The following is a 22,942-nucleotide window of genomic DNA, read 5'->3' on the forward strand; positions in this document are numbered from 1 at the left end:
TTATTTCTTCAGCTCGCGCAGCACCGCGAACGGATTCCCGGCATGCCCTTCGCCGGAATCCTCTTCGGCGTCATGGCCTGTCACTTCGTCGGGCAGGCTGCTGTCCGGGTTGACCGGTACCAGCGGCAGCGCCAACAACAATTCGTCCTCAATCACGTCCGCCGGATTCAGCCGCCCATCCTCGGGCACCAGCAGCGCCTCGTAGTCCGGTGGCAACCCGGCCTCGTCGCGCTCGTGCCTGATCAGGCCCAGCCGCGTGTCCACGACCACCGGCAGCACGAATGGCTCAAGCGTGCGCTGGCAGGTCAGGGTAAGCCGGGCCTGCGCCCGTACAGCGACGTAATCCGTTCCGAGGCTGTCGCGTCCGAAATCCAGCTCGAATTGCACCAACCCGTCGGTGCCGGCCAGCGCCTCGCTGAGGCGCGACAGGGTCGCGATGGGGAGTGTTCCTTCGAACGAACGCCGCGCCGAAACCACGCGCCAAGCGTCCAGGGACTCTGGCAGTGTCACGGACATAGTCGCGGAATGGTAGGTTTGAACCCGATCGAAGTCAACCGGCACGCTACAACGGCCGGCTGGCCGGGGCCGGCCATTCGCCCATTTTGCCTGATCCGCCCACGATACGGCAGACTGAGGCCTTTCGACCCCGTGTCGCCTGGATGCGCACCTTGAATGTCTACCTGACGCTCGGCGCCGCCGCGTTGCTGGCGCTACTTGTTGCCGCGACAGGCTGGCTGTTGCTGCGCCGCCCGGGCCGCGCTGAAAGCCTCACCAGCCTGCTCGACCTGGCCGACCGGCTGGAGAGCGACCTCAAGACCTGCCGCAGCGGCCTTCAGCAGGCCTACGCCGTGATGTCGATCAACCCCGACCTGCCGGCCGCGGGCGAGGAAGACGCACAGCACGCGATCGACGCCGGCCTGCGCGCCCTGCTGCAGCAGCGGCTGTGGATCCGCGACCGCCTGCCCCACGCCAAGGCGCATGAAGTCGACGAGGCACGCAACTCGCTGCTGAGTGCGCGCGAGCGCCTGCGTCCGCTGCTGCAGGCGTTGAACCAGGCCCAGACCGACCTGGACAGCGCCATGCGCGACCACATCCGCCGCGATCCCGACGCATGACCGACACGGCGGTCCGATTGGTACTCGCCTCCACCTCGCGTTACCGCGCCGAACTGCTGCGCCGGCTGGGCGTGGATTTCGAGCCCCGCGCCCCCGGCACCGATGAAGCACCCGTGGCCGGTGAAAGCCCACACGCACGGGCGCTGCGGCTGGCCATCGCCAAGGCCGAGGCGGCGGCCGGCACGCGACGCGACGCGGTGGTCATCGGATCGGACCAGGTAGCCGAGCTGGACGGAACACTGCTGGACAAGCCCGGCACAGCGTCGCGTGCACGCGAGCAACTGCTGGCCAGCTCGGGCCGTCAGGTGGATTTCCATACTGCCGTCTGCGTGCTGGATACCCGTGATGGCCACCGGCACGTGCACGTCGATCTCACCCGGGTGCGCTTCCGTCCGTTGCGGGACGAGGAAATCGCCCGCTACATCGAACGCGAGCAACCACTCGATTGCGCGGGCAGTTTCAAGTGCGAGGGCCTGGGCATCAGCCTGTTCGAGGGCATCGACAACAGTGATCCCAGCGCGTTGATCGGCCTGCCGCTGATCGCCGTGGCCCGGCTGTTGCGCGATTGCGGAATCGCCCTGCCCTAGGCGCCTGCCGGGCACGCGGCAAATTGCGGCACGGTCGCTGGACGGTTCCGACTCGGCATGGGTAAGGTCACACTACCCTTCCCGCATCGACAGCCCATGCCAGCCACCACGCCGCTTCGTGATTCCTCCCTGCAGCAGCGGCTGGACGCCGCCATCGCCCAGGTCAACCAGGTCCTGCTGGGAAAAGCGCGGCAGGTGAAGCTGGCGTTTGCCTGCCTGATCGCGGGCGGCCACCTGCTGCTGGAAGACGTGCCTGGCGTAGGCAAGACCACGCTGGCGCACGCGCTGGCGGCGACCTTCGCGCTGGAGTTCCAGCGGGTGCAGTTCACCAGCGACCTGCTGCCCTCGGACATCATCGGCGTCAGCGTGTACGAGCGCGAAACCGGCCAGTTCCGCTTTCATCCGGGTCCGATCTTCACCGGCCTGCTGCTGGCCGACGAGATCAACCGCGCCAGCCCCAAGACGCAAAGCGCGCTGCTCGAAGCGATGGCCGAGGACCAAGTCACCGTCGACGGCCAGACGCACGCGCTGGCCCAGCCATTCTTCGTGGTGGCCACGCAGAACCCGCTCGATCTCAACGGCACCTTCCCGCTGCCCGATTCGCAACTGGACCGCTTCATGCTGCGGCTGTCGCTGGATTATCCGGACGCGGCGGCCGAACGCGCGCTGCTGACCGGCAGCGATCGACGCGACCTGTTGGCGCAACTGACACCGCAACTCGACGGCGCGGCCCTGGCCACATTGCATCAGCAGGCGCAATCGATCACCGCCAGCGCGGCCCTGCTCGATTATCTGCAGGCCCTGCTCACGGCCAGCCGCCGTCATCCGGACATTCGCGCGGGGTTGTCGCCACGCGCGGGGTTGGCGTTGCTTGCGGCGGCACGGGCGTGGGCCTTGCTGAGTGGTCGAACCCACGTGCTGCCCGAGGACGTGCAGGCCTTGTTCGTGCCCCTGGCGGCACATCGGCTGCTGCCCGTACGCGGCGCCAACGGCGAAACGCTGGCGCGCCAGCTGCTGGCCGAGGTGGCGGTGGATTGATGGCTCCGCTGCTGCAGCGCGCACAACAACTGGCCGAGCGCCGGCTGCCGTCCCTCACCCGCTACCGACGGGCCGAAAAGCTGCCGATCGAATTGCACCGGCGGCGCATCTACATCGTACCGACCGGTTTCGGCCTGGGCTTTTCGGTGTTGCTGCTGGTGATGCTGGTGGGCGCGCTCAACTACGCCAACAACGCCGCCCTGTTGCTGACCTGCCTGCTGGGCGCGGCCAGCGCCGCCAGCATGCTGGTGGCGTTCCGCGATCTCGATGGACTGCGGCTGGGCCATATCCGTGCCGGCCATGCCGTGGCGGGGCAACCGATCGAGCTCACGCTCGCTTTCGATTCATCACGCGTGCGCCAGGCGATCCGGGTGGAACTCGGCCGGGATGCCACTGCCTTCGCGATCGAGGCCGGTGCGGTCGTGCACCTGAAATTGATGATGCCGACAACGCGGCGCGGCTGGCAGCCGCTGGCACGCCTGCGGGTCTGGAGCAGTTGGCCGCTGGGGCTGTTTCGCGCGTGGAGCTGGCTGCATCCGGAGCAAGCCGTGCTGGTGTGGCCGCGCCCGGAAGAAGCCGGCCCACCGCCGGTCGCACCGGCCGAGGATGCGCGGCACATGCGCCTGCTGCAGGGTGACGAGCTGGCGGCACTGCGCGAGTACCGCGTGGGCGACCCACAGCGCCACGTCGCCTGGAAAGCCAGCGCGCGCCACGACAACCTGCTGGTGAAGGATTTCGAGCGGGCGCAAAACCGCCCGCAATGGCAACTGGACTGGCGCCGGCTCGACGGGCTCGACGCTGAATCACGCATTTCCCGGCTGGCCCGCTGGGTCAACGAGGCACAGGCGCAACAGCGCCATTTCAGCCTGTGGCTGCCCGGCAACATCATCGCCAACGGCAGCGGACCGGAGCATTACGCCCACTGCATGAACGCCCTGGCGCAACTACCATGAAACGCGCGCCAGGCCCGAAAGCCACCATCGATGCACCCATCGACAACCGCGCCTTCGACCTGCTGAGCGGCACGCTCGCCCTGGTCCTGGCGCTGCATGCGTCGCATCTGCCGTGGTGGCTGAGTGCAGCGCTGGCATTGATACTCGGCTGGCGATGGTGGCAGCGGCGGCGGCAAACCGGCCGGGTGCCGGCCTGGCTGAAGTTGCCGATGCTGGTGTTGCTGACCCTGGTGGTGATTGCCTGGTACGGCAGCATCTTCGGCCGCGAACCGGGCACTGCACTGGCGGTAGGCCTGCTGGTGCTGAAACTGCTGGAGAGCGAAACCGAACGTGATGCGCGCGTGGGCATCAGCTTCGCCTGCTTTGCGCTGATGGTTGCCCTGCTGTTCGACCAGGGCCTGATCGCCACCCTCGTGGTGGCGCTGGGCCTGTTGCCGGCATTGGCCACCTTGCGCGCGCTGCAACCGGCGCGCCTGCCCGCCAGTGTGCGCGGCACCGTGATGTCCAACCTGGGGTTGTTGTTCGCCGCGCTGCCACTGGCGCTGCTGGCGTTTCTGCTGGTGCCGCGGTTGAGCACGCCGTTGTGGGGTGCGCCTTCGCCGCGCCAGGCGACCACCGGCCTCAGCGACAGCATGACGCCGGGAAACTTCACCGAGCTGCTTACCGACGACCGGCCCGCTATGCGGGTGAGTTTTGACGGACCGCCGCCGGCCGCCGATCTGCGCTATTTTCGCGCCTACGTGATGGGCTACTACGACGGTCGCGGCTGGCACCGCCGGCCACCCGATCCGCGTGAAGCCGTCGCCTCGATCGAGGCCGGCACGACAGTCAGCTACCGGATCACACTGCAGCCCACCCGCCAACGAGTACTGCCAACCCTGGACGTACCGCTGCAGGCGCCGGCGCAGTCGCAGATGCAACCCGAGCGCGAAGTGCTTGCGGACAAGGCCGTGACCGAGGCGATCAGCTACGCCGGCACGTCGGCGTCGCGATACCGGCTGCAAGCCGTGCTCGACCCCGCATCGCGACAACGCGGCCTGCAGCTTCCGGCGGGATTCAATCCGCGCACCCATGCCCTGGCAACGCAATGGCGCCAGCGCTTCGGCAACGACGATGCGGCGATCGTGCAGGCGGCGCTGGCACTGTTCCACGATGGCGGTTTTCGCTACACCCTGGCGCCCGCCCCGCTGGGCCGCGACTCCATCGACGACTTCCTGTTTTCCACGCAGGAGGGTTTCTGCGAGCACTACGCGTCCTCTTTCACCGTGCTGATGCGCGCCGCCGGCATTCCCGCGCGGGTGGTCACCGGTTACCAGGGCGGCTACTGGAACAAGCTGGCCGACTACCTGCTGGTGCGCAATTCGGATGCGCATGCATGGAGCGAGGTGTGGCTGGCCGGGCGTGGCTGGATTCGCGTCGATCCCACCGCGGCCGTGCGGCCAGAGCGCGTGACCCTGGGCGCGGCCGCGGCGGCCGGCGATCAACGTGACTGGTACCGCAACGACTGGTTGCAGGACGTGCGCAACCGCTGGGACATTGTCAACCGATGGTGGGATCAGGCCGTTGTGGGTTTCGATGCCTTGCGCCAGCGGGGCTTGCTGACGCCTTTCGGCATACGCGACACGGATACCGGGATGCTCGGTCTGCTGCTGGCGATCAGCAGCGTGCTGTTTGTAGCCCTCGGGTTGGGCTGGGCGCTATGGCGGCGTGAAGCGCGCGATCAGCTGCGCGCCGCCATGCACCGGCTTGAAAACAAGCTGGCGCGTCGCGGGATCACGCGGCGTTCCAGCGAAGGGCCGCAGCATTATTTGAGCCGCGCCGCGAGAGCCTTGCCCGCGCAGCGCCATGAACTGGAAGCACTGATGAATCTGTATCTGTCATTGCGTTATGCCCAGGACCATCCACCGACTGAATCCGTGCGGGCGTTTTCTGTTGCCGTACGGGAATTCCGCCCCCTCGACGTGGTCAAATGAGCATCGAAGTGATCGCGCACGCCATCGCCCCTGCCGGAGAAACCGTCATGTCCCCCTATCGCCCGCTTGCCCTCGTCGCGGCTATCGCCCTGCTGGGCGGCTGCGCCACCATTCCGCAACCGCTGCAGGGCACCTATTCCAGCGTCAGCACCGCGGCTGCCCAACAGGGCGGTGCCGGCGGCACGCATGTGCGCTGGGGTGGCGAAATCATCAAGACCGAGCCGGGCCCGCAGCAGACCTGCTTCTACCTGCTGTCCCGCCCACTCGACGATCAGGCACGCCCGAAGGCTGGTGTCGAAGGTGAAAACCAGGGTCGTTTCGTCGCCTGCCGCAACGGCTTCTATGACCCCGAGGTATTCACCCGCGGTCGCGAGCTGACAGTAACCGGCACGCTGCACGGCATCGTGTCGCAGAAGGTTGGCGAATTCGATTACGCCTACCCCCGGGTGGAGGCCGACGTGGTTTACCTGTGGCCGAAGCGGGTCGCGCCGCAGCGTTACGGACCAGGGTTCTACGACCCGTTCTGGGGCCCGGGCTTTGGCCGCTATTACGGCCCCGGCTTCGGCGGCTACGGTTGGGGCAACCCTTACTGGAACCAGCCACGGGTGATCATCGTGCGGCCTCCGCACCAGCATCCGCCTCGCGGGAAATAACAGGCCCCAAAGAAAACGCCGGCTTCGTGCCGGCGTTTTCGTATTGCCATGCCGTCTAGCCGGCTCAGCCCGGGGGCCACGCCAGGCGACGGCCAGCCAGCAAATGGACATGCAGATGGAATACCGTCTGCCCGCCATCGTCGTTGCAATTGATCACCGTTCGATAACCCTGCTCGGCAACCCCTTCCTGGCGCGCGTAATCCGCGCAGGCAAGCAACAGCTTGCCCAGCAACGTCGCATCGCCCGGCTCGGCGTCGTTCAAGGTGGCCATCGGCCGCTTCGGGATGAACAGCACGTGGATCGGCGCCTGCGGATTGACGTCCCTGAAACCCAGCACATCGTCATCTTCGTAGACGATATCCGCGGGGATTTCGCGGCGGATGATCTTGCTGAAAATCGTGTCGCTCATGGTGCTTTCCCTTTAGTCACTCAACGATCTGTCGACGACCAAACGCGTGCGCGAGGGTGCCGCGGTCGACGAATTCAAGTTCACCGCCCAGCGGCACGCCATGCGCCAACCGGGTCGGCCGGATACCGCCGGCGCGGGCCAGTTGCGCCAGGTAATGCGCCGTGGCCTCGCCCTCGACGGTGGGGTTGGTGGCGATGATCATCTCCTCGATCTCGCCCTCGCCCAGGCGCTGGGTGAGCAGCCCCAGGCCCAGCTCCTCCGGGCCGAGCCCGTCCAGCGGCGACAACCGCCCCATCAGCACGAAGTATTGGCCGCGATACCCGGTCGCCTGCTCGATCGCCGCCACGTCCACCGGCGACTCCACCACGCACAGCACCTGGCGGTCACGACTGCTGTTGGCGCATAGCGCGCACAGCGGGTCTTCGCTGAAATTGCGGCAGCGATTGCAATGCCCGATGCGCTGCATCGCCTGCTCCAGCGCCGCCGCCAGTTTCAGCCCGCGCTCGCGATCGCGCTCCAGCAAATGGAAGGCCATCCGCTGCGCACTCTTGCCACCCACGCCAGGCAGGCAGCGCAGTGCTTCGATGAGGTCGGCGAGGAGGGGGGAGCTGCTCATTGAGTGTCCGGGATTGGGGATATGGGATTGGGGATTCGGAACGTCAAGAGCATCCGCTTTTACCCATTCCCGATTCCCTATTCCCCATTCCCTGCATCAAAACGGCATCTTGAAACCAGGCGGCAAGCTCATGCCCGCCGTGACGCCGCCGAGCCGATCCTTGCTGGCCTGCGCCACCTTGTTCACCGCGTCGTTGACCGCGGCGGCGACGAGGTCTTCGGCCATTTCCGGGTCATCAGCGAAGGTTTGCCGGTCGATCTGCACGCGACGTACTTCGTGCGCACCGGTCATCACCACGCTGACCAGGCCGCCGCCGGCACTGCCGGTGACTTCCAGTTTGGCCAATTCTTCCTGCGCGCGCTTCATGTCTTCCTGCATGCGCTGGGCCTGCTGCATCAGCTGGCCGATCTGTCCTCTCATGGCATTACTCCGCTCTTCAGTCAGGATCGACTGTCAACTATGGGCTTGATCGATTGCGGCACCACCTTGGCGCCGAAATCGCGTTTCAATGATTGCACCAGTGGATCACCCTCGATCGCCTGTTCGGCGGCCGACTGCGCCATGTCACGCGCATGGGCGGCACGTGCCGCGGGTGTCTCCACGGCCGCATCCGCGCTGCTGCCGACGAAGCGCAGGCGGATGTGTTCGCCCAGCGCCTGGCCGATCCGCTCCTCCATCTGGCTGACCATCGGCTCGACCGCCAGATGCATGTGCACCGGCTGCAATGCCAGCACCAGGGTTTGCCCTTCGCGTTCACGCAGCACGGCGTTCTGCGCCAGCAAGCCCAGCGGGCCGCGCAAGCCCGCCTGGGCAATCAAGGCCTCCCACACCGGCAAGCCGTTGGCATCGCGCGGCATCGGTGCGGACGGCGCGGGTGCCACCGGCGGTGGCGGCGACGACACCGCGGCATTGCGCGGCGGCGATGGAACCGTGGCGGGAGGTACGGGAGTGGCGCGGTGCTCCGTCCGAGCCGGTGCCGGCCTGGGCGCTGGCACGGGTGCCGGAGTGTGGCTGTTCGAACGCTCCGTGCCCGTGGGCGACGCGTCCCCCGGCCGGAACGCCAGCATGCGCAACAACGCCATCTCGAAGCCGGTGCGCGCATCCGGCGCCAGCGCCAGATCGCGGCGACCCGAGGTGGCGATCTGGTAATAAAGCTGCACATCTTCCGGCGCCATGCGCTCGGCGAGCGCCGGTAACGCCTGGTCGTCGTCGCTACCTTCTTCCGCCCGGTAACCGGGAATCAGCTGGATCAGCTGCACCCGATGAAGCACGCTGGCCAGGTCGTCCAGCACGCTGCCGAAATCCGGCGAATACGAAGCGATCTGCGTGGCTTCGGCCAGGAGACGCTCGCCGTCACCCGCAGCCAGCGCATCGAGCACGCCCAATACCTGGCCGCGCGCCACGCTGCCCAGCATGGTCCGCACGTCGTCGCCACGCAGCGCACCGCCGCCATAGGCGATTGCCTGGTCGAGCAGCGACAGCCCGTCGCGCAACGAGCCATCGGCGGCACGCGCCAGCTCACCGATGGCGGCTTCCTCGTACGTCAGGTTCTCGGCGCCCAGGATATGCCGCATCTGGCCGGAGATCTGATCCGGCAGCAGGCGCTTCAGGTTGAACTTCAGGCAGCGCGACAACACCGTCACCGGCAGTTTCTGCGGGTCGGTGGTGGCGAGCAGGAATTTCACGTGCGGCGGCGGCTCCTCCAGCGTCTTCAGCAACGCGTTGAACGCGTTCTTCGACAGCATGTGCACCTCGTCGACCAGGTACACCTTGAAGCGGCCCCGCGAGGGTGCGTATTGCGCGTTCTCGATCAACTCGCGCACATCGTCCACGCCGGTGTTGCTGGCCGCATCGATCTCCAGCAGATCCACGAAGCGGCCTTCGTCCACCGCTGTGCACACCGAGCACTCGCCACACGGATCGGCTGATTGCCCGCGCTCGCAGTTCAATGATTTGGCGAAGATGCGCGCGATCGTGGTCTTGCCCACGCCCCGCGTGCCGGTGAACAGGTAGGCATGGTGCATGCGTCCGGTATCGAGCGCATTGGTGAGTGCGCGCACCACGTGTTCCTGCCCCACCAGCTCGGAAAATTTACGGGGGCGCCACTTGCGTGCGAGTACCTGATAAGACATGGCAACCAACGTTGGGGCAAAGGTCGATTGTGCCAAGTCGGGCGGGGTAAGTCAGTAAAGGGCTGGGCGCTCGTACGATTGCCCTCTCCCCGCCGCTCTCCCGCGAGCGGGGGCTAGCGCGGTGGGCGGGAATCGCACTTGCGGGGTTGCCGCTGGCGTGCGGTTACGGGATTGGGGAGTTGCGGGGCCAACTGGCCCTCTCCCCAACCCTCTCCCCAACCCTCTCCCGCAAGCGGGAGAGGGAGCGAGTGTGCCGTGCGGGAATCGCACTTGCCGGGTCGCGGCCGGTATGAGGCTGCGGCCCAAGGAAAAAATGCGGAGATGAAATGGTGGCGGCCCCGCCAGCCACACCCCGGCACCCGAATCATTCGCTACCGTTGCTTCCTTCCGGACCTGGCGGAGTTTGCGAACTATCGTCGCGGGGGGACCGACGGGGCCACCATGGACGCGGGCTTCTGGAGCCCAGCACGCCGGCCGTAGCCGTCGCGCTTTTTTAATTGGCGGAGAGAGCGGGATTCGAACCCGCGATAGGTTTTACCCTATACACACTTTCCAGGCGTGCTCCTTCAACCACTCGGACACCTCTCCGCAGGGTGAAACCGTCTTTGCAGGCAACGCCGCCCGACAAAGAAGCGGAAGGATAGCCGCTGGCTTGGGGTACAGGCAAGCGAATCGAGAGCGTTTCAGCCGGCGCTGGCACGCGGCACGGCGGGCGACGCCAGCGCAATGCGCTCGCCCGATATGGCGATGCGGTAGCCGCGCGCCGCGAGTGCGGCACCGTCGGCGGCGCTGCCGTAGTGGTAGAGCATCATCTGCCGACGCAGCGTCTCGGAGTACTCGCGCTCGATGTCGTCGACGCCGGTGTGCGACGGGTTGCCGACCAAACCGCAATCATGCGCGATCAGCATCGATTCGCCGGCCAGTGCGTGGAGCACTTCCGGGATCGGCCGCGTGTCGCCGGTGTAGGCAAAGCTGCCGTCCAGCGCCAAACCATACGAGGTGCCGGGGACGTGGTGGCGGGTGGCGAAGACGTCGAACCACAGGCCGTCCAGCCAGAAGCCGCGCGTGCATGGCACCAGGTGGAACGCCTCCCAGAAATTGACCCCGCCTTCGGCCAGCGCGCCGGGATAATCGGCCACCCGCGTCTGCAGCCACGGCAGCAGCGCGGCATGCGCGAAGACCCGGGTGCGACCGCGCAGGCGCTCGTCGAACCACAGTCGGGTGAACAACCGCTCCATGCCACCCACGTGATCCATGTGCGTGTGGGTGATGAAGATCGCCCGCGGCAAGCTGCCATAGGCGGCCTGGTAGCGGTCCAGCGTATCGGGCCCGCAATCGATCAACAGCAGCGGCTCGCCGTCGCGCTCCAGCACCACGGCGGAGGAACCCAGTTCCACCGCATGGGCGGCGCCCACTCCCAGAAAATGCAAATGCCAGTTCATGCCGACATCGTACGACGGTAGCCGCGCAGCAGTGGCTGCCACAGCTCGCGGTCGAAAGCGCTTTCATCCCCCGCCGCCGCACCCAGCTTCAGCAGCGAACGGCGCAGACGTTGCAGGTTGGCCTGTTGCCATGCCGCCTGGCGCGCACGCTTCCGGCCGCGATCGAAATCGATCAGGAACAATGCGTCCCCGCTCACCATCACATTGTGCGCGTTCAGATCCGCATGCCAGATGCCTTCGCGATGAAAGCGCGCCACCAACGTACCCACGGCTTCGGCAAGCGCACCATCCAGTTGCCCCGCGGCCAGGCGTTCGGCCAGCGTGTGCGCATCGGCGATACGGCGGGTGATCAGGTCGGCGGTGTAGAACGCCCCCTGGCGGCAGTAGCGCGCGGCGACCGGTGTGGGGCCGGGCAACCCAAGCCGTTCGATCTCGGCAAGCAGATGGAATTCGGCGAAAGGGCGCGTGTGCACGGCGCCGCGCCAGAGGTAGCGATCACCCATCAGTGTGGCGACCAGTCCGCCACGGCGGTAATGGCGCAGCACGCATTCACCCGCCGGCGTGTCGATCACCGCGACGCCACCGCGTCCGCCGGCTTGCACCCGCAACGCATCGCGCTCACGCCAGTACGCCGGCGCAAACCAGTCGTGCGTGACTTGTGCCGACAGCGCGGCGTCAAAGACAATCGCGCCGCCCGTCTCGTTAAGCGTCTCTTCCTGCATCATCATGCCCGGTGATCCTTCACGATTCTAACCCAGGCCCATGACCCCCACCCCGACGACTCCCGCCTCGATCTGCCTGCTGCGCACCTCCGCCATCGGCGATGTCACCCACGTGGTGCCGCTGGTGCGCACGCTGCAACAGGCGTGGCCGGAGGTGGCGCTGAAGTGGGTGGTCGGCAAGCTCGAACGCAAGCTGGTGGGCGACCTGCCCGGCGTGGCGTTTGTCACGTTCGACAAGGCCGCCGGCTGGTCGGGCATGCGCGCGGTGCATCAGGCGCTGCGCGGGCAGCGATTCGACGCGCTGCTGCAGATGCAGGTGGCGATGCGTTCCAACCTGTTGAGCCTGGGCATCAAGGCCAAACGCCGCATCGGCTACGACCGTGCACGTGCGCGCGATCTGCATGGCCTGGTGATCAACGAACGCATCCCGGCGCGACGCGGCGAACACGTGCTGGATGCGATCGGTAGTTTCTGCGAGCCGCTGGGGCTGCAACAACGGCAGGTACGCTGGGATATCCCCGTGCCTGAGGAAGCGCACGAGTGGGCCGCCACGCAATTGCCCGGCGACACACCGACCCTGCTGGTGAGCCCTACGTCCAGCCATGCGCTACGCAACTGGCGACCGGAGCGCTACGCCGCCGTGATGGATCACGCCAACGCGCGAGGCTGGCGCGTGGCGCTGGTCGGCGGGCCCTCGCCGACCGAGCGCGACATGGCCGACGCGGTGCTGGCAGCCTGCAAACACGCGCCACTCGACCTCACCGGCAAGGACACCTTGAAGCGGTTGATGGCCCTGCTCGGCCGCGCGCACTTGCTGCTGACGCCCGACTCGGGCCCGATGCACATGGCCAACGCAGTCGGCACCAAGGTGCTGGGATTGCACGCCGCCAGCAATCCCGACCGCTCCGGCCCGTATTCCGACCGCCGCTGGTGCGTGAACAAATACGACGAGGCCGCCCGCCAATACCTGGGCAAACCAGCCAGCGAGATCGCCTGGGGAAGCAAGATCGAAAAGCCCGGCGTGATGGATCTGATCACCATCGACGACGCGATCGAACGCTACGAAGCCGCCGCCCACGAGATGGGTTTGCTGTAGGAGCGACTTCAGTCGCGATGCTCTTGCTCTGAGGTCTCGTAGCTAAGGTATCGCGGCTGAAGCCGCTCCCACAGGAGCTCGTCATTTCTGGCGGTAATCCTGGTACGACTTTTCCTCGACCAGTTCCGAGCCCAGCTTCTGGTTGATCTCGCGCTTGAACGCGGCGCGTTCGTCGTTGCGGAAATACACCGAACGCGCCAGCTCGATGAAGGCCGCATCGAACGTCTGCGCGCGCTCCATCAGGCGGATGTTGTCCTCGATGTCCCACAGTGCCTCGTTGACCGCCAGCAGGCGCGCGCGCTCATCGCTGATGTCGGTTTGCGACGCGGCGCTGTTGGCCCAGGTGGCGTTGAGCATGTCCAGCTCGTTGCGCACGTTGGCCAGCTTGGCCTCGTCGGTGATGCGGCGCGACTTGATTTCGAGGATGGTGATCTTGTCGATGAGTTCGCCATAGGACACCGGCGTCTGGATCAGGCTCATGGCTGGGGATTCCTTTGGGAAATTGAGGGTTCGGCTTGTTGGTGCCAAACCCGTTGTTCTTGTCGCGGAGTGGAAAGCGAGGCAGCCGACATCCGGCCCCGCCTTCAGCCCATCGCAGCGGCCTGCTCCAGCTCCACCCGCAACGTCTTGATCAATTCGCCGCGCGCCACCTCGAACTGATCCTGGCGGCGCAGGTCCTTCACGGTCACCACGCCCTTGGCCAGCTCGTCCTCGCCCAGCACGACCACGAAACGGATACCGGCGCGGTCGGCGTACTTGAATTGCTTGGCCAGCTTGCCGCCCTCCAGCACCACTTCGGTGGCGATGCCGGCGCTGCGCAATTCGGTGGCAAGCGCGAGGTACGCCGGCAGTTGCGCCGGGTCCATCTGCGTCACCAGCACGTCCACCGTGCTCTGCGCGGTGTTGATCAGGCCGGCGTCGCGCAACTGCCAGTACAGCCGGGTCAGCCCGATCGAGATGCCCACGCCGGGCAGGTGCGACTTGGTGTACTGGCCCGCCAGGTTCTCGTAGCGACCGCCGGAGCACACCGAGCCGATCTGCGGGTGATCGTTCAGCGTGGTCTCGTAGACCGTGCCGGTGTAGTAATCCAGGCCGCGCGCGATCGACAGGTTCAGCACGAAATGCGATTCGGGCACGCCGAAATCGCGGATCATCGCCAGCACTTCCTTCAACTCGGCGCGGCCCTGCTCCATGATTTCCGGGCCGGCACCCAACGCGTCGAGCTTGTCGAAGGCGTCCTGCAGCGAGGTCGAACGCACCTGCACGAAAGCCAGGATCTTCTGCACCACGGCGGCGTCGAGACCGAAAACCTCGCCCACCAGGGTGTCGCGCACGGCGTCGGCGCCGCGCTTGTCCAGCTTGTCCACTTCACGCAACACCAGCATCTGCCGCTCGCCGTCGACGATGCCCAGGCTCTCGAAGTAACCGCGCATCAGCTTGCGGTTGTTCAACTGGATGGTGAACGCGCCCACGTTCAATTCGCGGAACACGCTGTAGATCACCGCCGGGATTTCGGCGTCGTAGCGAACCGAGAGCGCGTCCTTGCCGATCACGTCGATGTCGCACTGGTAGAACTCGCGGAAGCGTCCGCGCTGTGCGCGTTCGCCGCGATAGACGCGCTGCATCTGATAACGGCGGAACGGGAAACTCAGCTCGCGCTCGTGCTCGGCAACGTAGCGGGCCAACGGCACGGTCAGGTCGAAACGCAGCGCCAACTCGGGCGCGCCCTCCTTGTCCAGCGCGCCGGTCGACTGCACGAAATACACCTGGCGCTCGGTTTCGCCACCGGTCTTGGTCAGCAGCACATCGGAGTGTTCAATGGCCGGCGTTTCCACCGGCAGGAAGCCGAAGCGCTCGTAATTGCGACGGATCACGTCGAGCATGCGTTGAAACGCGATCTGGTCGAGCGGCAGCAGCTCGAGCACGCCGGGCATGGTGCGGGCCAAGGTAAGCGCCATGAAAGCCTCTGCTGGCAAGGGAGAAGATACCGTCCCGTGGAGTCCGTGACGGAGCCGCCTAGATTAGCAGAACGCCCTGTCCTCTCGCCGCCGCATCCATCCGGTTGCTGCGCAAAACCTGTTGCCAAGCACCCGCGCGGCGATTAAGATACGCGGCTTCCCACGGGGTGTAGCTCAGCCTGGTAGAGCGCTACGTTCGGGACGTAGAAGTCGCAGGTTCGAATCCTGTCTCCCCGACCAAATTCGATGAAAAAGCCGGCTTTACGCCGGCTTTTTTGTGCCCCGAGTTCGCCGCCTGATGCGGCGATGCGTGGAGCTCAGGGTGTCGCGGAATCCGTGCCGTCCACCAGTCGCAATTCCTTGGGCAGGGCGAAGGTGATGTTTTCCGGCTCGCCGTCCAGCTCGCGCACGGCACCGGCGCCCCAGGACTGCAGGCGCTCGATCACGTCGAGCACGAGTTTTTCCGGTGCGGATGCGCCGGCGGTGAGGCCGATGCGGTTCACGCCGTCCAGCCAGCTGCGCTCGATGTGCTCGGCGCCGTCGATCAGGAAGGAGCGCACGCCACGCTTCTGCGCCAGCTCGCGCAGGCGGTTGGAGTTGGAGCTGTTGACCGAGCCGACCACCAGCATCAGGTCGACCGAGTCGGCCAGCCGGCGTACGGCGTCCTGCCGGTTCTGGGTGGCGTAGCAGATGTCGTCCTTGCGCGGCCCTTCGATGTCGGGGAATTTCTGGCGCAGGGCGTCGATGATCGCCTTGGTGTCGTCCACCGACAGCGTGGTCTGGGTGACGTAGGAAAGCTGGTGCGGGTCGCGCGGCGCAAGCTTCGCCACGCACTCCAGCGATTCCACCAGCAAGATCTCGCCTGCATTGGCGGCGTTCCACTGCCCCATCGTGCCTTCGACTTCCGGGTGACCGGCGTGGCCGATCAACACCACGCTGCGGCCGATGCGGCCCAGCCGCGCCACTTCCATATGCACCTTGGTGACCAGTGGACAGGTGGCATCGAAAACTTTCAGGTGACGCTGCGCGGCCTCCTCGCGCACGCCCTGCGATACGCCGTGCGCGCTGAAGATCACCGTGGCGCCGTCGGGCACCTCGTGCAGCTCCTCGACGAACACCGCGCCGTCGGCGCGCAGTTTCTCCACCACGTAGCGGTTGTGTACCACCTCGTGCCGCACGTAGATCGGCGGCCCGTAGGATTCCAGCGCACGATCGACGATGGCGATGGCGCGATCGACGCCAGCACAGAAGCCACGGGGGTTGGCGAGCAGGATGTCCAATGAATGTCTCGATGCGTTGAGGTGCACCTGTAGGAGCGACTTCAGTCGCGACATCCGGCTACGCGGTCGCGGCTCAAGCCGCTCCTACAAGAACGCCGATTATCGCACGCCGTCCCCAGACTTGCCGCCGAACATGCCGAACACGATCAGCAGCACCGCGCCCACGGTGATGCCGCAATCGGCCACGTTGAACACTGGGTAGTCCCACTGGCGAAAATAGACATGGATGAAGTCGGTCACCTGCGCCGCGTGCAGCCGGTCGATCAGGTTGCCCAGCGCGCCACCCACGATCAGGCCCAGCGGCAGGCCGGTGCGCCAGTCGCGTCGCGGTGTGCGCGCCAGCCACACCAGCAGCACCGCGCAAATGACCAGCGCCAGCACCACGAAAAACCAGCGTTGCCAGCCGCTGCCATCGGCCAGAAAGTTGAAAGCGGCGCCACGGTTGAAGGCCAGCGTCCAGTTGAGGAACCCGGGAATCACCGGATGCGGCACACCCATCGGCTGCAGCGCGTGCAGCGCCCACCATTTGCTGAGCTGGTCGAGCGCGATGACGATGGCGGAGAGCCACAGCCAGGGGAGTGCGTTGGGTTTTGTCATGGGTGGCTCGTGTGTGGGTTAGTGGAGAGCGCCGCGGAGCGGCCCTCATCCGGCCTGTCGGCCACCTTTCCCCGCAGGCGGGGGAAGGAAGTCATCGGACTCCTCGAAACAGCCAGCTTCCTTCCCCCGCTCGCGGGGGAAGGTGCCCGAAGGGCGGAAGGGGTGCCCCGGGATCAGAACCAGCGCCGATCCTCCCCCGGCCCTTCGACGTTGCTGACACAGCGCCCGCACAACTCCGGATGCTCCGCATGGCTGCCGACGTCATCGCGGCGATGCCAGCAGCGCACGCACTTGGCGGCGTCGCTGACGCTGGCCGAGACCCAGGCCTCGGCGCCTTCCAGATCGACCTTCACGGCATCCTCCGGCCGCGGCAGCAACGGCGCCACGTGCAGGTCGGAAACGATGAAGAAGAAGCGCAGTTCGTCGGCGGTGTCGGCCAGGCGCGCCTGCGTGGCGTCGTCCGCATGGATCACCAGCTTCGCCTCCAGCGCGGCGCCAATGCGCTCGGCCTTGCGCATGCCTTCCAGCACGCGCGAGGCGGTATCGCGGATCGCCAGCAGCTCGGCCCAATAGCGGCGCTGCGCGGGCGAATCCTGGGTGGCGACCAGGCCGTCGTACCAGGTTTCGAACAGCACGCTGTCGCCGCGTTCACCGGGCAACTGCTGCCAGATTTCCTCGGCAGTGAACGCCAGCACTGGCGCCAGCCAACGCACCAGCGCCTCGGCGATGCGGTACATCGCGCTCTGCGCGCTGCGCCGGCCGCGGCTGTCGGTCGGCATGGTGTAGAGCCGGTCCTTGGTGATGTCCAGGTACAGCGCACCGAGCTCGTTGGTGCAGAAGTTCTGGATGCGCGCCACCACTTCGGGGAAGTCGTAACGCTCATACGCCGCCAGCACCGCCTGTTGCACGTCGTATGCCTGCTGCACGGCCCACTGGTCGAGCAGCAGGCTGTCTTCCACCGGCAGCAGGTGTTTCGCCGGGTCGAAACCGTCGAGGTTGCCGAGCAGGAATTTGGCGGTGTTGCGGATGCGGCGGTAGGTGTCGGAGACGCGCTTCAGGATCTCGTCCGAAACGGTCATCTCGTTGCGGTAATCGGCCGAGGCCACCCACAGTCGCAATACGTCGGCGCCCAGCGTGTCCATCACCTTCTGCGGCGCCACCACGTTGCCCAGCGACTTGGACATCTTGCGGCCGTTGGCGTCCACCGCGAAACCGTGGGTCAGCACATCCTGGTACGGCGCGCGGCCGAAGATCGCCGACGAGGTCAGCAGGGACGACTGGAACCAGCCGCGGTGCTGGTCGGAGCCTTCCAGGTACATCACCTTGTAATGCGAGGCGGTGCCCTGCTGCAGTTCCGGGCGCTGGCCGATCACGGCGAAGTGGGTGACGCCGGAATCGAACCACACGTCCAGCACGTCGGTGACTTTCTCGTAGTTGGCCGCGTCGTCGCCCAGCAGTTCGGCCGGGTCCAGCGTGAACCAGGCATCGACGCCGCCCTGCTCGACTTTCTTCGCCACCTGCTCCAGCAAGGCCACCGAATCGGGATGCGGTTCCTGCGTGGCCTTGTGCACGAACAGCGCGATCGGCACGCCCCAGGTACGCTGGCGCGAGATGCACCAGTCCGGGCGGCCGGCGACCATGCCGGCGATGCGCTCCTCACCCCAGCCCGGCACCCAGCGCACGGACTTGATCGCGGTGAGCGCGGTCTCGCGCAGCTTCGCCTGCTCCATCGAGATGAACCACTGCGGCGTGGTGCGATAGATCACCGGCGTCTTGTGGCGCCAGCAGTTCGGGTAGCTGTGCTCGATTTTCGCGAACGCCAGCAGCACGCCGCGTTGGCGCAGCAGGTCGACGAGGGCGTCGTTGGCCTTCCAGATGTGCATGCCGCCCAGCTCGAGGCCATCGGCGGCCGGCGTATCGGCACGGTAGGTGCCGCGCGGCTCGATGTAGTTGAGCAACTCGATGCCGTATTCGCGGGCCACCACGAAATCCTCGACGCCGTGATCGGGCGAGGTGTGCACGGCGCCGGTACCGTCTTCGGCGCTGACGTGATCGCCGAGGATCACGGGGACTTCGCGCGGGTAGAAGGGATGGTGGAGTTTTTGGCCTTCGAGCGCCTTGCCCTCGGTGTGGCCCAACACGATCGCCTGCTCCAGCCCGTAACGCTGCGTCACCTTTTCAACCAGCGCGGACGCGACCACCAGCAGCACGCGCTTGCCACCGCGCTGCGGCCCTTCAATCAATGCGTATTCCAGCTCCGCACCCAGCGACACCGCCTGGCTTTCCGGCAGCGTCCAGGGCGTGGTGGTCCAGATCGGGATGGCCACGATGGCGTCACCCGCGTCCACGCCGAATGGCGCCGCCAGCGCCTTGGCGTCGACGGCGTCGTAGGCCACGTCGACGGCGGGCGAGACCTTGTCGCCGTATTCGATTTCCGCCTCGGCCAGCGCCGAGGCGCAGTCGAAGCACCAATACACCGGTTTGGCGCCGCGCAGCACATGCCCGTTGGAGACGATGCGCGCCAGCGCGCGCAGCATGTCGGCCTCGTAACTGAATTCCATCGTGCGGTACGGGTGCGACCAGTCACCCAGCACGCCCAGGCGCTTGAAATCGGCGCGCTGGGTGTCGACCTGTTCGGCAGCGTATTCGCGGCATTTCTGCCGGAACGCGGCGGCGTCGAGCTTCACCCCGGGCTTGCCGAATTTCTTCTCCACCGCGATCTCGATCGGCAGGCCGTGGCAATCCCAGCCGGGCACGTACGGCGCGCGATGGCCGGAGAGCAGCTTCGACTTGACCGTGATGTCCTTCAGGATCTTGTTGACGGCGTGGCCAATGTGGATCGCACCGTTGGCGTACGGCGGGCCGTCGTGCAACACGAACACCTTGTCGCGGTTGGCGGTTAGCTGCTGGATCTGCGCATAGCGATCGACCTGTTCCCACTCCGCCAGCCAGCCCGGCTCGCGCTTGGGCAGGTCGCCGCGCATCGGGAACGCCGTCTGCGGCAGGTTGATGGTGCTCTTGTAATCGTGGGTCATTGCGGGGTTGCCATGGCTAGCGGTTGCCGCCCGCCTTGGGCGGGCAAAGGGTTCAACGTTAATGGATTACGCGGCGTGCGGGAATCCGTGGCGAGGTTTCACGGGGCACTCAATCGCGGGTTCATGCCCAACAGCTCGCGCGCCCGGCAGGCGTCCAGATGCATCTGCGCCTTGAGCGGTTCGAGCCCGTCGAATTTCTGTTCGTCGCGCAGCTTGGCGACAAACTCCACCGCCATGCGCTGGCCGTAGAGGTCGCCCTCAAAATCAAAAAGATGCACTTCCAGCAGCGGCTGGCTCACCTCGTTCACCGTGGGCCGCACACCCAGGCTGGCCACGCCCGGCCAACTGCATTCGCCTTCGCCCAGGCCCACACGCACGGCAAAGATGCCCTGCACCGGGCTGACCCGCTGCTGCAGGTGGATATTGGCGGTGGGGTAGCCCAGCGTGCGGCCCAGCTGGTTGCCGTATTCCACCTTGCCGTCGATCACGAATGGACGGCCAAGCAACGGCTCGGCGCCGGTGAACTCGCCCGCGGCCAGCAGCGCGCGCACGCGGCTGGCGGAGACCCGCGCACCGTGCAGTTGCACCGCCGGCATGGTGCATGCGTCAAAACCCAGCTCGCGACCCATGCGCTCCAGCAGCGGCACGTCGCCGCCGCGCTTGTGCCCGAAGCGGAAATCACCGCCCACCCACACCTCGCGCGTGGCCAGCCGGTCGCACAACACGCGGCGCACGAAGTCCTCGGCGGGCATCGCGGTCAGCGCGCGGTTGAAGCGCAGCAACAGGGCCTGCTCCATGCCCGCGGCGGCAAAGCCCTTGATCTTCTCGCGCACGCTGGACAACCGCGGCACCGGTTCAGGCGAGAAAAACGTGCGCGGCAACGGCTCGAAACTCACCACCGCCGGCGTGCAACCGAGCGCCCGGGCGCGCTCGCGCACTTTGGCCAACAACGTCTGGTGCCCGCGATGGAGGCCGTCGAAGGCGCCCACGGCAACCACACTGCCGTGTGGCGCCAGGCAAGGGCCCGCGACATCCCTGGAAAGTCTCATCATGGCGCCAGTATAACGGGCGCACCCGCCGCGATTGAGCGCAAGCGCCGCGTCGACGCCATCACGCGCCGCGCAGATCGCGCAGGCGGAAGCCGGTGGCGAACAGCATGCCGACATACGTCAGGCCGCCGCCGCAAACCAGCAGCGCCAGATGCCACAAGCGGTCCACCACGGATACGCCGACCGTCCAGTCCGGCCACACCCAGCGCCCCAGCAACAGCACGGCCACCATCGCCGTACATGCCACCGCCAGCCGCAGCAGGTGGCGCGCCCAGCCGGGCTGGCGCTGATACACGCCGGCGCGCTTCAGCCAATGCCACAACAGCCACAGGTTGACGTAAGCCGCCACCGCACTGGCCATGCCCAGCGCCATGTGCAGGCCGGGCAGCCGGGCCAGGCCATCCAGCAAGGGCAATTGCTTCAGCGCGGGCGGCGCCCACCACTCGAACAGCAGCAGCAGGAACACCACGTTCAACACCATGTTGGTCAGCAACGATGCCACCGCCGCGCGTACCGGCGTCCGGGTGTCCTGGCGCGAATAGAACGCCGGCAGCAACACCTTCACCAGCGCGAACGCCGGCAGGCCGAAGCTCAGCGCAGTGATCGACAACGTCGCCATATGCGTGTCGTGCGCGGTCCAGTGGCCGTGCTGGAACAGCGTGGCCACCAGCGGCCCAGCCAGCAGCAGCAGCGCGAACATCGCCGGCACCGCAATCAGCAAGGTGATGCGCAGGCCCCAGTCCAGCGCCCGCGAAAAACCCGCGGTGTCGGTGGTGACGTGATGGCGCGACAGCGACGGCAGGATCACCGTACCCAGCGCCACGCCGAACACGCCCAGTGGCAGTTCCAGGAACCGATCCGCCTGCGACAGCCAGCTCTGCGAACCGGCGATCAGCAGCGAAGCGATCACGGTATCGAACAGCAGATTGATCTGCGCCACCGACGAGCCGAACAGCGTGGGCACCATCAGCCGCATGATCTTGCGCACCTCGGGATGGCTCCAGCCCCAGCGCGGCAAGGTCAGCAGATCCAGCCCGCGCAACGCCGGCAACTGGAACAACAACTGCAGGATGCCGGCGGCCAGGATCGCCCAGCCCATCGCCATGATCGGCGTATCCAGCCGCCGCGACAGCCACAGCGCGCCGCCGATCATGCACAGGTTGAGGATCACCGGCGTCAGCGCCGGCAAGGCGAACCGATGGAAACTGTTGAGCGCGCCACCCGATAGCGCGGTCAACGACACGAACAGCAGGAACGGAAACGTCAGCCGCAGCAGATCGACGGTCAACTCGAATTTGCGCGGCTCGTCGATCGCGCCGGGCGAAAACAGCACGGTGACCTGCGGCGCGAAGAAAATGCCCAGCGCCGTGATCAGCAGCAACACGCCGCCGAGCGTGCCCGACACCCGCGACATCAGGTTCTTCAGCTCCGCATGCGTACCCTTCTCCTTCACCTCGGTGAACACCGGCACGAAGGCGGTGGAGAACGAACCCTCGGCAAACAGCCGGCGCATGAAATTGGGGATGCGGAACGCCACCCAGAACGCGTCGGTGGCCCCGTTGGCGCCGAAGGCCGCGTTGATCGACATGTCGCGCACCAGCCCGAGCACCCGCGAGATCATCGTCATGCTGCTGAATGAGAGCAGCCCGCGGAACATGCTGGGAGACTTCATGCGCCTGATATCGCCTTGTGCTGAGCGGAGGGAGGCGCCCGGGCCAGCCGGGCGCGGCGCGTAGTTTGACAGCGGCCGGCGCCAAGTTGACAGCCCGGCGCGGGCAGAATCCGGGCATCCTGGCGGCAAGGCCATGGCCGGGGCTCGACGATGACCCGGCCATGGCCTGCATTCAATTGACGCACGGCCGAATCACCCGCATAATTGGCGTCTTTTTCCAACCCCAACACTGCATTCCGGAGTTCTACCTTGGCCAACATCAAGTCCGCGAAGAAGCGCGCGCGCCAGTCCGAACAGCGCCGCCTGCGCAACATCAGCGCACGTTCCATGGTCCGCACCGCCCTGAAAAAGGTCGTCAAGGCCATCGAGGCCAAGGACAAGGCAGCCGCCGTTGCCGCCTTCACCGTCGCCCAGCCGGTGATGGATCGTTACGCCGCGCGCGGCCTGATCCACAAGAACAAGGCCGCCCGTCACAAGAGCCGCCTCAACGCGAAGATCCGCGAACTGGCGTAAGCCAGCCACCGCGATCCGGGTTGGCAATGGCGGGGAAATCCCCCGCCATTGAAACGATAAAGCCGGCGCAAGCCGGCTTTATTCATGGGCCAGTTTTATTCA

At 66.5% G+C, this 22,942-nt stretch carries 22 protein-coding genes, 2 tRNA genes and 1 other RNA gene; 9 read left to right on the top strand and 16 right to left on the bottom strand.

All coding sequences use genetic code 11. The annotated features are described in order from the left end of the window. Positions 1–516 (bottom strand): YceD family protein, encoded by a 516-nt coding sequence (locus tag ASD22_RS06145; protein ID WP_235577550.1) that lies wholly within the window; start codon positions 514–516, stop codon positions 1–3. Between the two features lie 152 nt (positions 517–668). Here ASD22_RS06145 and ASD22_RS06150 point away from each other — a divergent pair, with 152 nt between their 5' ends. The 6 genes from ASD22_RS06150 (at position 669) to ASD22_RS06175 (ending at position 6,319) form a co-directional block, all read left to right on the top strand. Continuing rightward, the gene (locus ASD22_RS06150; RefSeq protein WP_056081047.1) at positions 669–1,115 is read left to right on the top strand and encodes a hypothetical protein; all 447 of its coding nucleotides are present in this window, start codon (positions 669–671) and stop codon (positions 1,113–1,115) included. Continuing rightward, positions 1,112–1,702, top strand: a complete 591-nt coding sequence (locus ASD22_RS06155) for a Maf family nucleotide pyrophosphatase (protein ID WP_056080268.1) — start codon at positions 1,112–1,114, stop codon at positions 1,700–1,702. The genes ASD22_RS06150 and ASD22_RS06155 overlap by 4 nt, the downstream gene beginning before the upstream one ends. A 96-nt stretch (positions 1,703–1,798) precedes the next feature. Further along, a complete protein-coding gene (locus ASD22_RS06160; RefSeq protein ID WP_056080270.1) occupies positions 1,799–2,740 on the top strand; it encodes an AAA family ATPase in 942 nt (313 codons plus the stop codon). Then, positions 2,740–3,693 (top strand): DUF58 domain-containing protein, encoded by a 954-nt coding sequence (locus ASD22_RS06165; RefSeq protein ID WP_056080274.1) that lies wholly within the window; start codon positions 2,740–2,742, stop codon positions 3,691–3,693. Before ASD22_RS06160 ends, ASD22_RS06165 begins: the two co-directional genes overlap by 1 nt. Continuing rightward, a complete protein-coding gene (locus ASD22_RS06170; RefSeq protein ID WP_056080277.1) occupies positions 3,690–5,666 on the top strand; it encodes a DUF3488 and transglutaminase-like domain-containing protein in 1,977 nt (658 codons plus the stop codon). Before ASD22_RS06165 ends, ASD22_RS06170 begins: the two co-directional genes overlap by 4 nt. 47 nt (positions 5,667–5,713) lie before the next feature. Beyond that, complete coding sequence (locus ASD22_RS06175; protein WP_056081050.1) at positions 5,714–6,319, top strand: Slp family lipoprotein; 606 nt, start codon at positions 5,714–5,716, stop codon at positions 6,317–6,319. 64 nt (positions 6,320–6,383) lie between these two features. Here the strand turns inward: ASD22_RS06175 and ASD22_RS06180 are convergent, their stop codons facing one another. The 8 genes from ASD22_RS06180 to ASD22_RS06210 form a co-directional block, all read right to left on the bottom strand. Then, positions 6,384–6,728, bottom strand: coding sequence for a histidine triad nucleotide-binding protein (locus ASD22_RS06180; RefSeq protein WP_056080280.1), 345 nt, complete (start codon positions 6,726–6,728; stop codon positions 6,384–6,386). A 16-nt stretch (positions 6,729–6,744) separates the two neighbouring features. Continuing rightward, positions 6,745–7,344: a recombination mediator RecR gene (recR, locus tag ASD22_RS06185; protein WP_056080282.1), complete on the bottom strand. Its 600-nt coding sequence runs from the start codon at positions 7,342–7,344 to the stop codon at positions 6,745–6,747. Positions 7,345–7,440: 96 nt separating this feature from the next. Further along, on the bottom strand, positions 7,441–7,764 hold the full coding sequence (locus ASD22_RS06190; RefSeq protein WP_056080285.1) for a YbaB/EbfC family nucleoid-associated protein: 324 nt from the start codon (positions 7,762–7,764) through the stop codon (positions 7,441–7,443). 20 nt (positions 7,765–7,784) lie between these two features. Then, entirely contained in the window at positions 7,785–9,476 is a 1,692-nt protein-coding gene (gene dnaX, locus ASD22_RS06195) for a DNA polymerase III subunit gamma/tau (protein WP_056080288.1), read from the bottom strand. Positions 9,477–9,812: 336 nt separating this feature from the next. Then, an RNA gene (gene ffs, locus ASD22_RS16355) (signal recognition particle sRNA small type) lies at positions 9,813–9,909 on the bottom strand. Positions 9,910–9,974: 65 nt separating this feature from the next. Then, positions 9,975–10,064: transfer RNA gene (locus tag ASD22_RS06200), tRNA-Ser, on the bottom strand. A 95-nt stretch (positions 10,065–10,159) separates the two neighbouring features. Continuing rightward, positions 10,160–10,918 carry an MBL fold metallo-hydrolase gene (locus tag ASD22_RS06205; protein ID WP_056080291.1) on the bottom strand — a complete coding sequence of 253 codons (759 nt, stop codon included), beginning with the start codon at positions 10,916–10,918 and terminating at the stop codon, positions 10,160–10,162. Then, positions 10,915–11,646: a 3-deoxy-D-manno-octulosonic acid kinase gene (locus ASD22_RS06210; RefSeq protein ID WP_056080295.1), complete on the bottom strand. Its 732-nt coding sequence runs from the start codon at positions 11,644–11,646 to the stop codon at positions 10,915–10,917. The genes ASD22_RS06205 and ASD22_RS06210 overlap by 4 nt, the downstream gene beginning before the upstream one ends. A gap of 34 nt (positions 11,647–11,680) precedes the next feature. Here ASD22_RS06210 and ASD22_RS06215 point away from each other — a divergent pair, with 34 nt between their 5' ends. Further along, positions 11,681–12,736, top strand: a complete 1,056-nt coding sequence (locus tag ASD22_RS06215) for a glycosyltransferase family 9 protein (RefSeq protein WP_056080298.1) — start codon at positions 11,681–11,683, stop codon at positions 12,734–12,736. A gap of 81 nt (positions 12,737–12,817) precedes the next feature. Here the strand turns inward: ASD22_RS06215 and ASD22_RS06220 are convergent, their stop codons facing one another. Both ASD22_RS06220 and hisS read right to left on the bottom strand, forming a co-directional pair. Then, the gene (locus tag ASD22_RS06220; protein WP_056080301.1) at positions 12,818–13,216 is read right to left on the bottom strand and encodes a DUF6165 family protein; all 399 of its coding nucleotides are present in this window, start codon (positions 13,214–13,216) and stop codon (positions 12,818–12,820) included. A gap of 104 nt (positions 13,217–13,320) precedes the next feature. Continuing rightward, on the bottom strand, positions 13,321–14,694 hold the full coding sequence (gene hisS / locus ASD22_RS06225; RefSeq protein ID WP_056080304.1) for a histidine--tRNA ligase: 1,374 nt from the start codon (positions 14,692–14,694) through the stop codon (positions 13,321–13,323). A gap of 163 nt (positions 14,695–14,857) precedes the next feature. Here hisS and ASD22_RS06230 point away from each other — a divergent pair. Continuing rightward, positions 14,858–14,934, top strand: a tRNA-Pro gene (locus ASD22_RS06230). A 77-nt stretch (positions 14,935–15,011) separates the two neighbouring features. Here ASD22_RS06230 and ispH read toward each other — a convergent pair. From ispH to murJ, 5 genes are all read right to left on the bottom strand, one after another. Beyond that, entirely contained in the window at positions 15,012–15,974 is a 963-nt protein-coding gene (ispH, locus tag ASD22_RS06235) for a 4-hydroxy-3-methylbut-2-enyl diphosphate reductase (protein WP_007081767.1), read from the bottom strand. Positions 15,975–16,073: 99 nt separating this feature from the next. Further along, complete coding sequence (gene lspA, locus ASD22_RS06240; RefSeq protein WP_056080307.1) at positions 16,074–16,571, bottom strand: signal peptidase II; 498 nt, start codon at positions 16,569–16,571, stop codon at positions 16,074–16,076. A gap of 173 nt (positions 16,572–16,744) precedes the next feature. Further along, positions 16,745–19,606 carry an isoleucine--tRNA ligase gene (gene ileS / locus ASD22_RS06245; protein WP_056080310.1) on the bottom strand — a complete coding sequence of 954 codons (2,862 nt, stop codon included), beginning with the start codon at positions 19,604–19,606 and terminating at the stop codon, positions 16,745–16,747. Between the two features lie 98 nt (positions 19,607–19,704). Further along, the gene (locus ASD22_RS06250) at positions 19,705–20,655 is read right to left on the bottom strand and encodes a bifunctional riboflavin kinase/FAD synthetase (RefSeq protein WP_235577553.1); all 951 of its coding nucleotides are present in this window, start codon (positions 20,653–20,655) and stop codon (positions 19,705–19,707) included. 61 nt (positions 20,656–20,716) lie between these two features. Then, complete coding sequence (gene murJ, locus ASD22_RS06255; protein WP_056080316.1) at positions 20,717–22,327, bottom strand: murein biosynthesis integral membrane protein MurJ; 1,611 nt, start codon at positions 22,325–22,327, stop codon at positions 20,717–20,719. A gap of 249 nt (positions 22,328–22,576) precedes the next feature. Between murJ and rpsT the strand changes: the two genes are divergently transcribed. Continuing rightward, a complete protein-coding gene (gene rpsT, locus ASD22_RS06260; protein WP_007081762.1) occupies positions 22,577–22,840 on the top strand; it encodes a 30S ribosomal protein S20 in 264 nt (87 codons plus the stop codon). Positions 22,841–22,942 lie beyond the last annotated feature (102 nt).

Origin of the sequence: Rhodanobacter sp. Root480 (assembly GCF_001426645.1) — a bacterium.
GTDB lineage: Bacteria > Pseudomonadota > Gammaproteobacteria > Xanthomonadales > Rhodanobacteraceae > Rhodanobacter > Rhodanobacter ginsenosidimutans.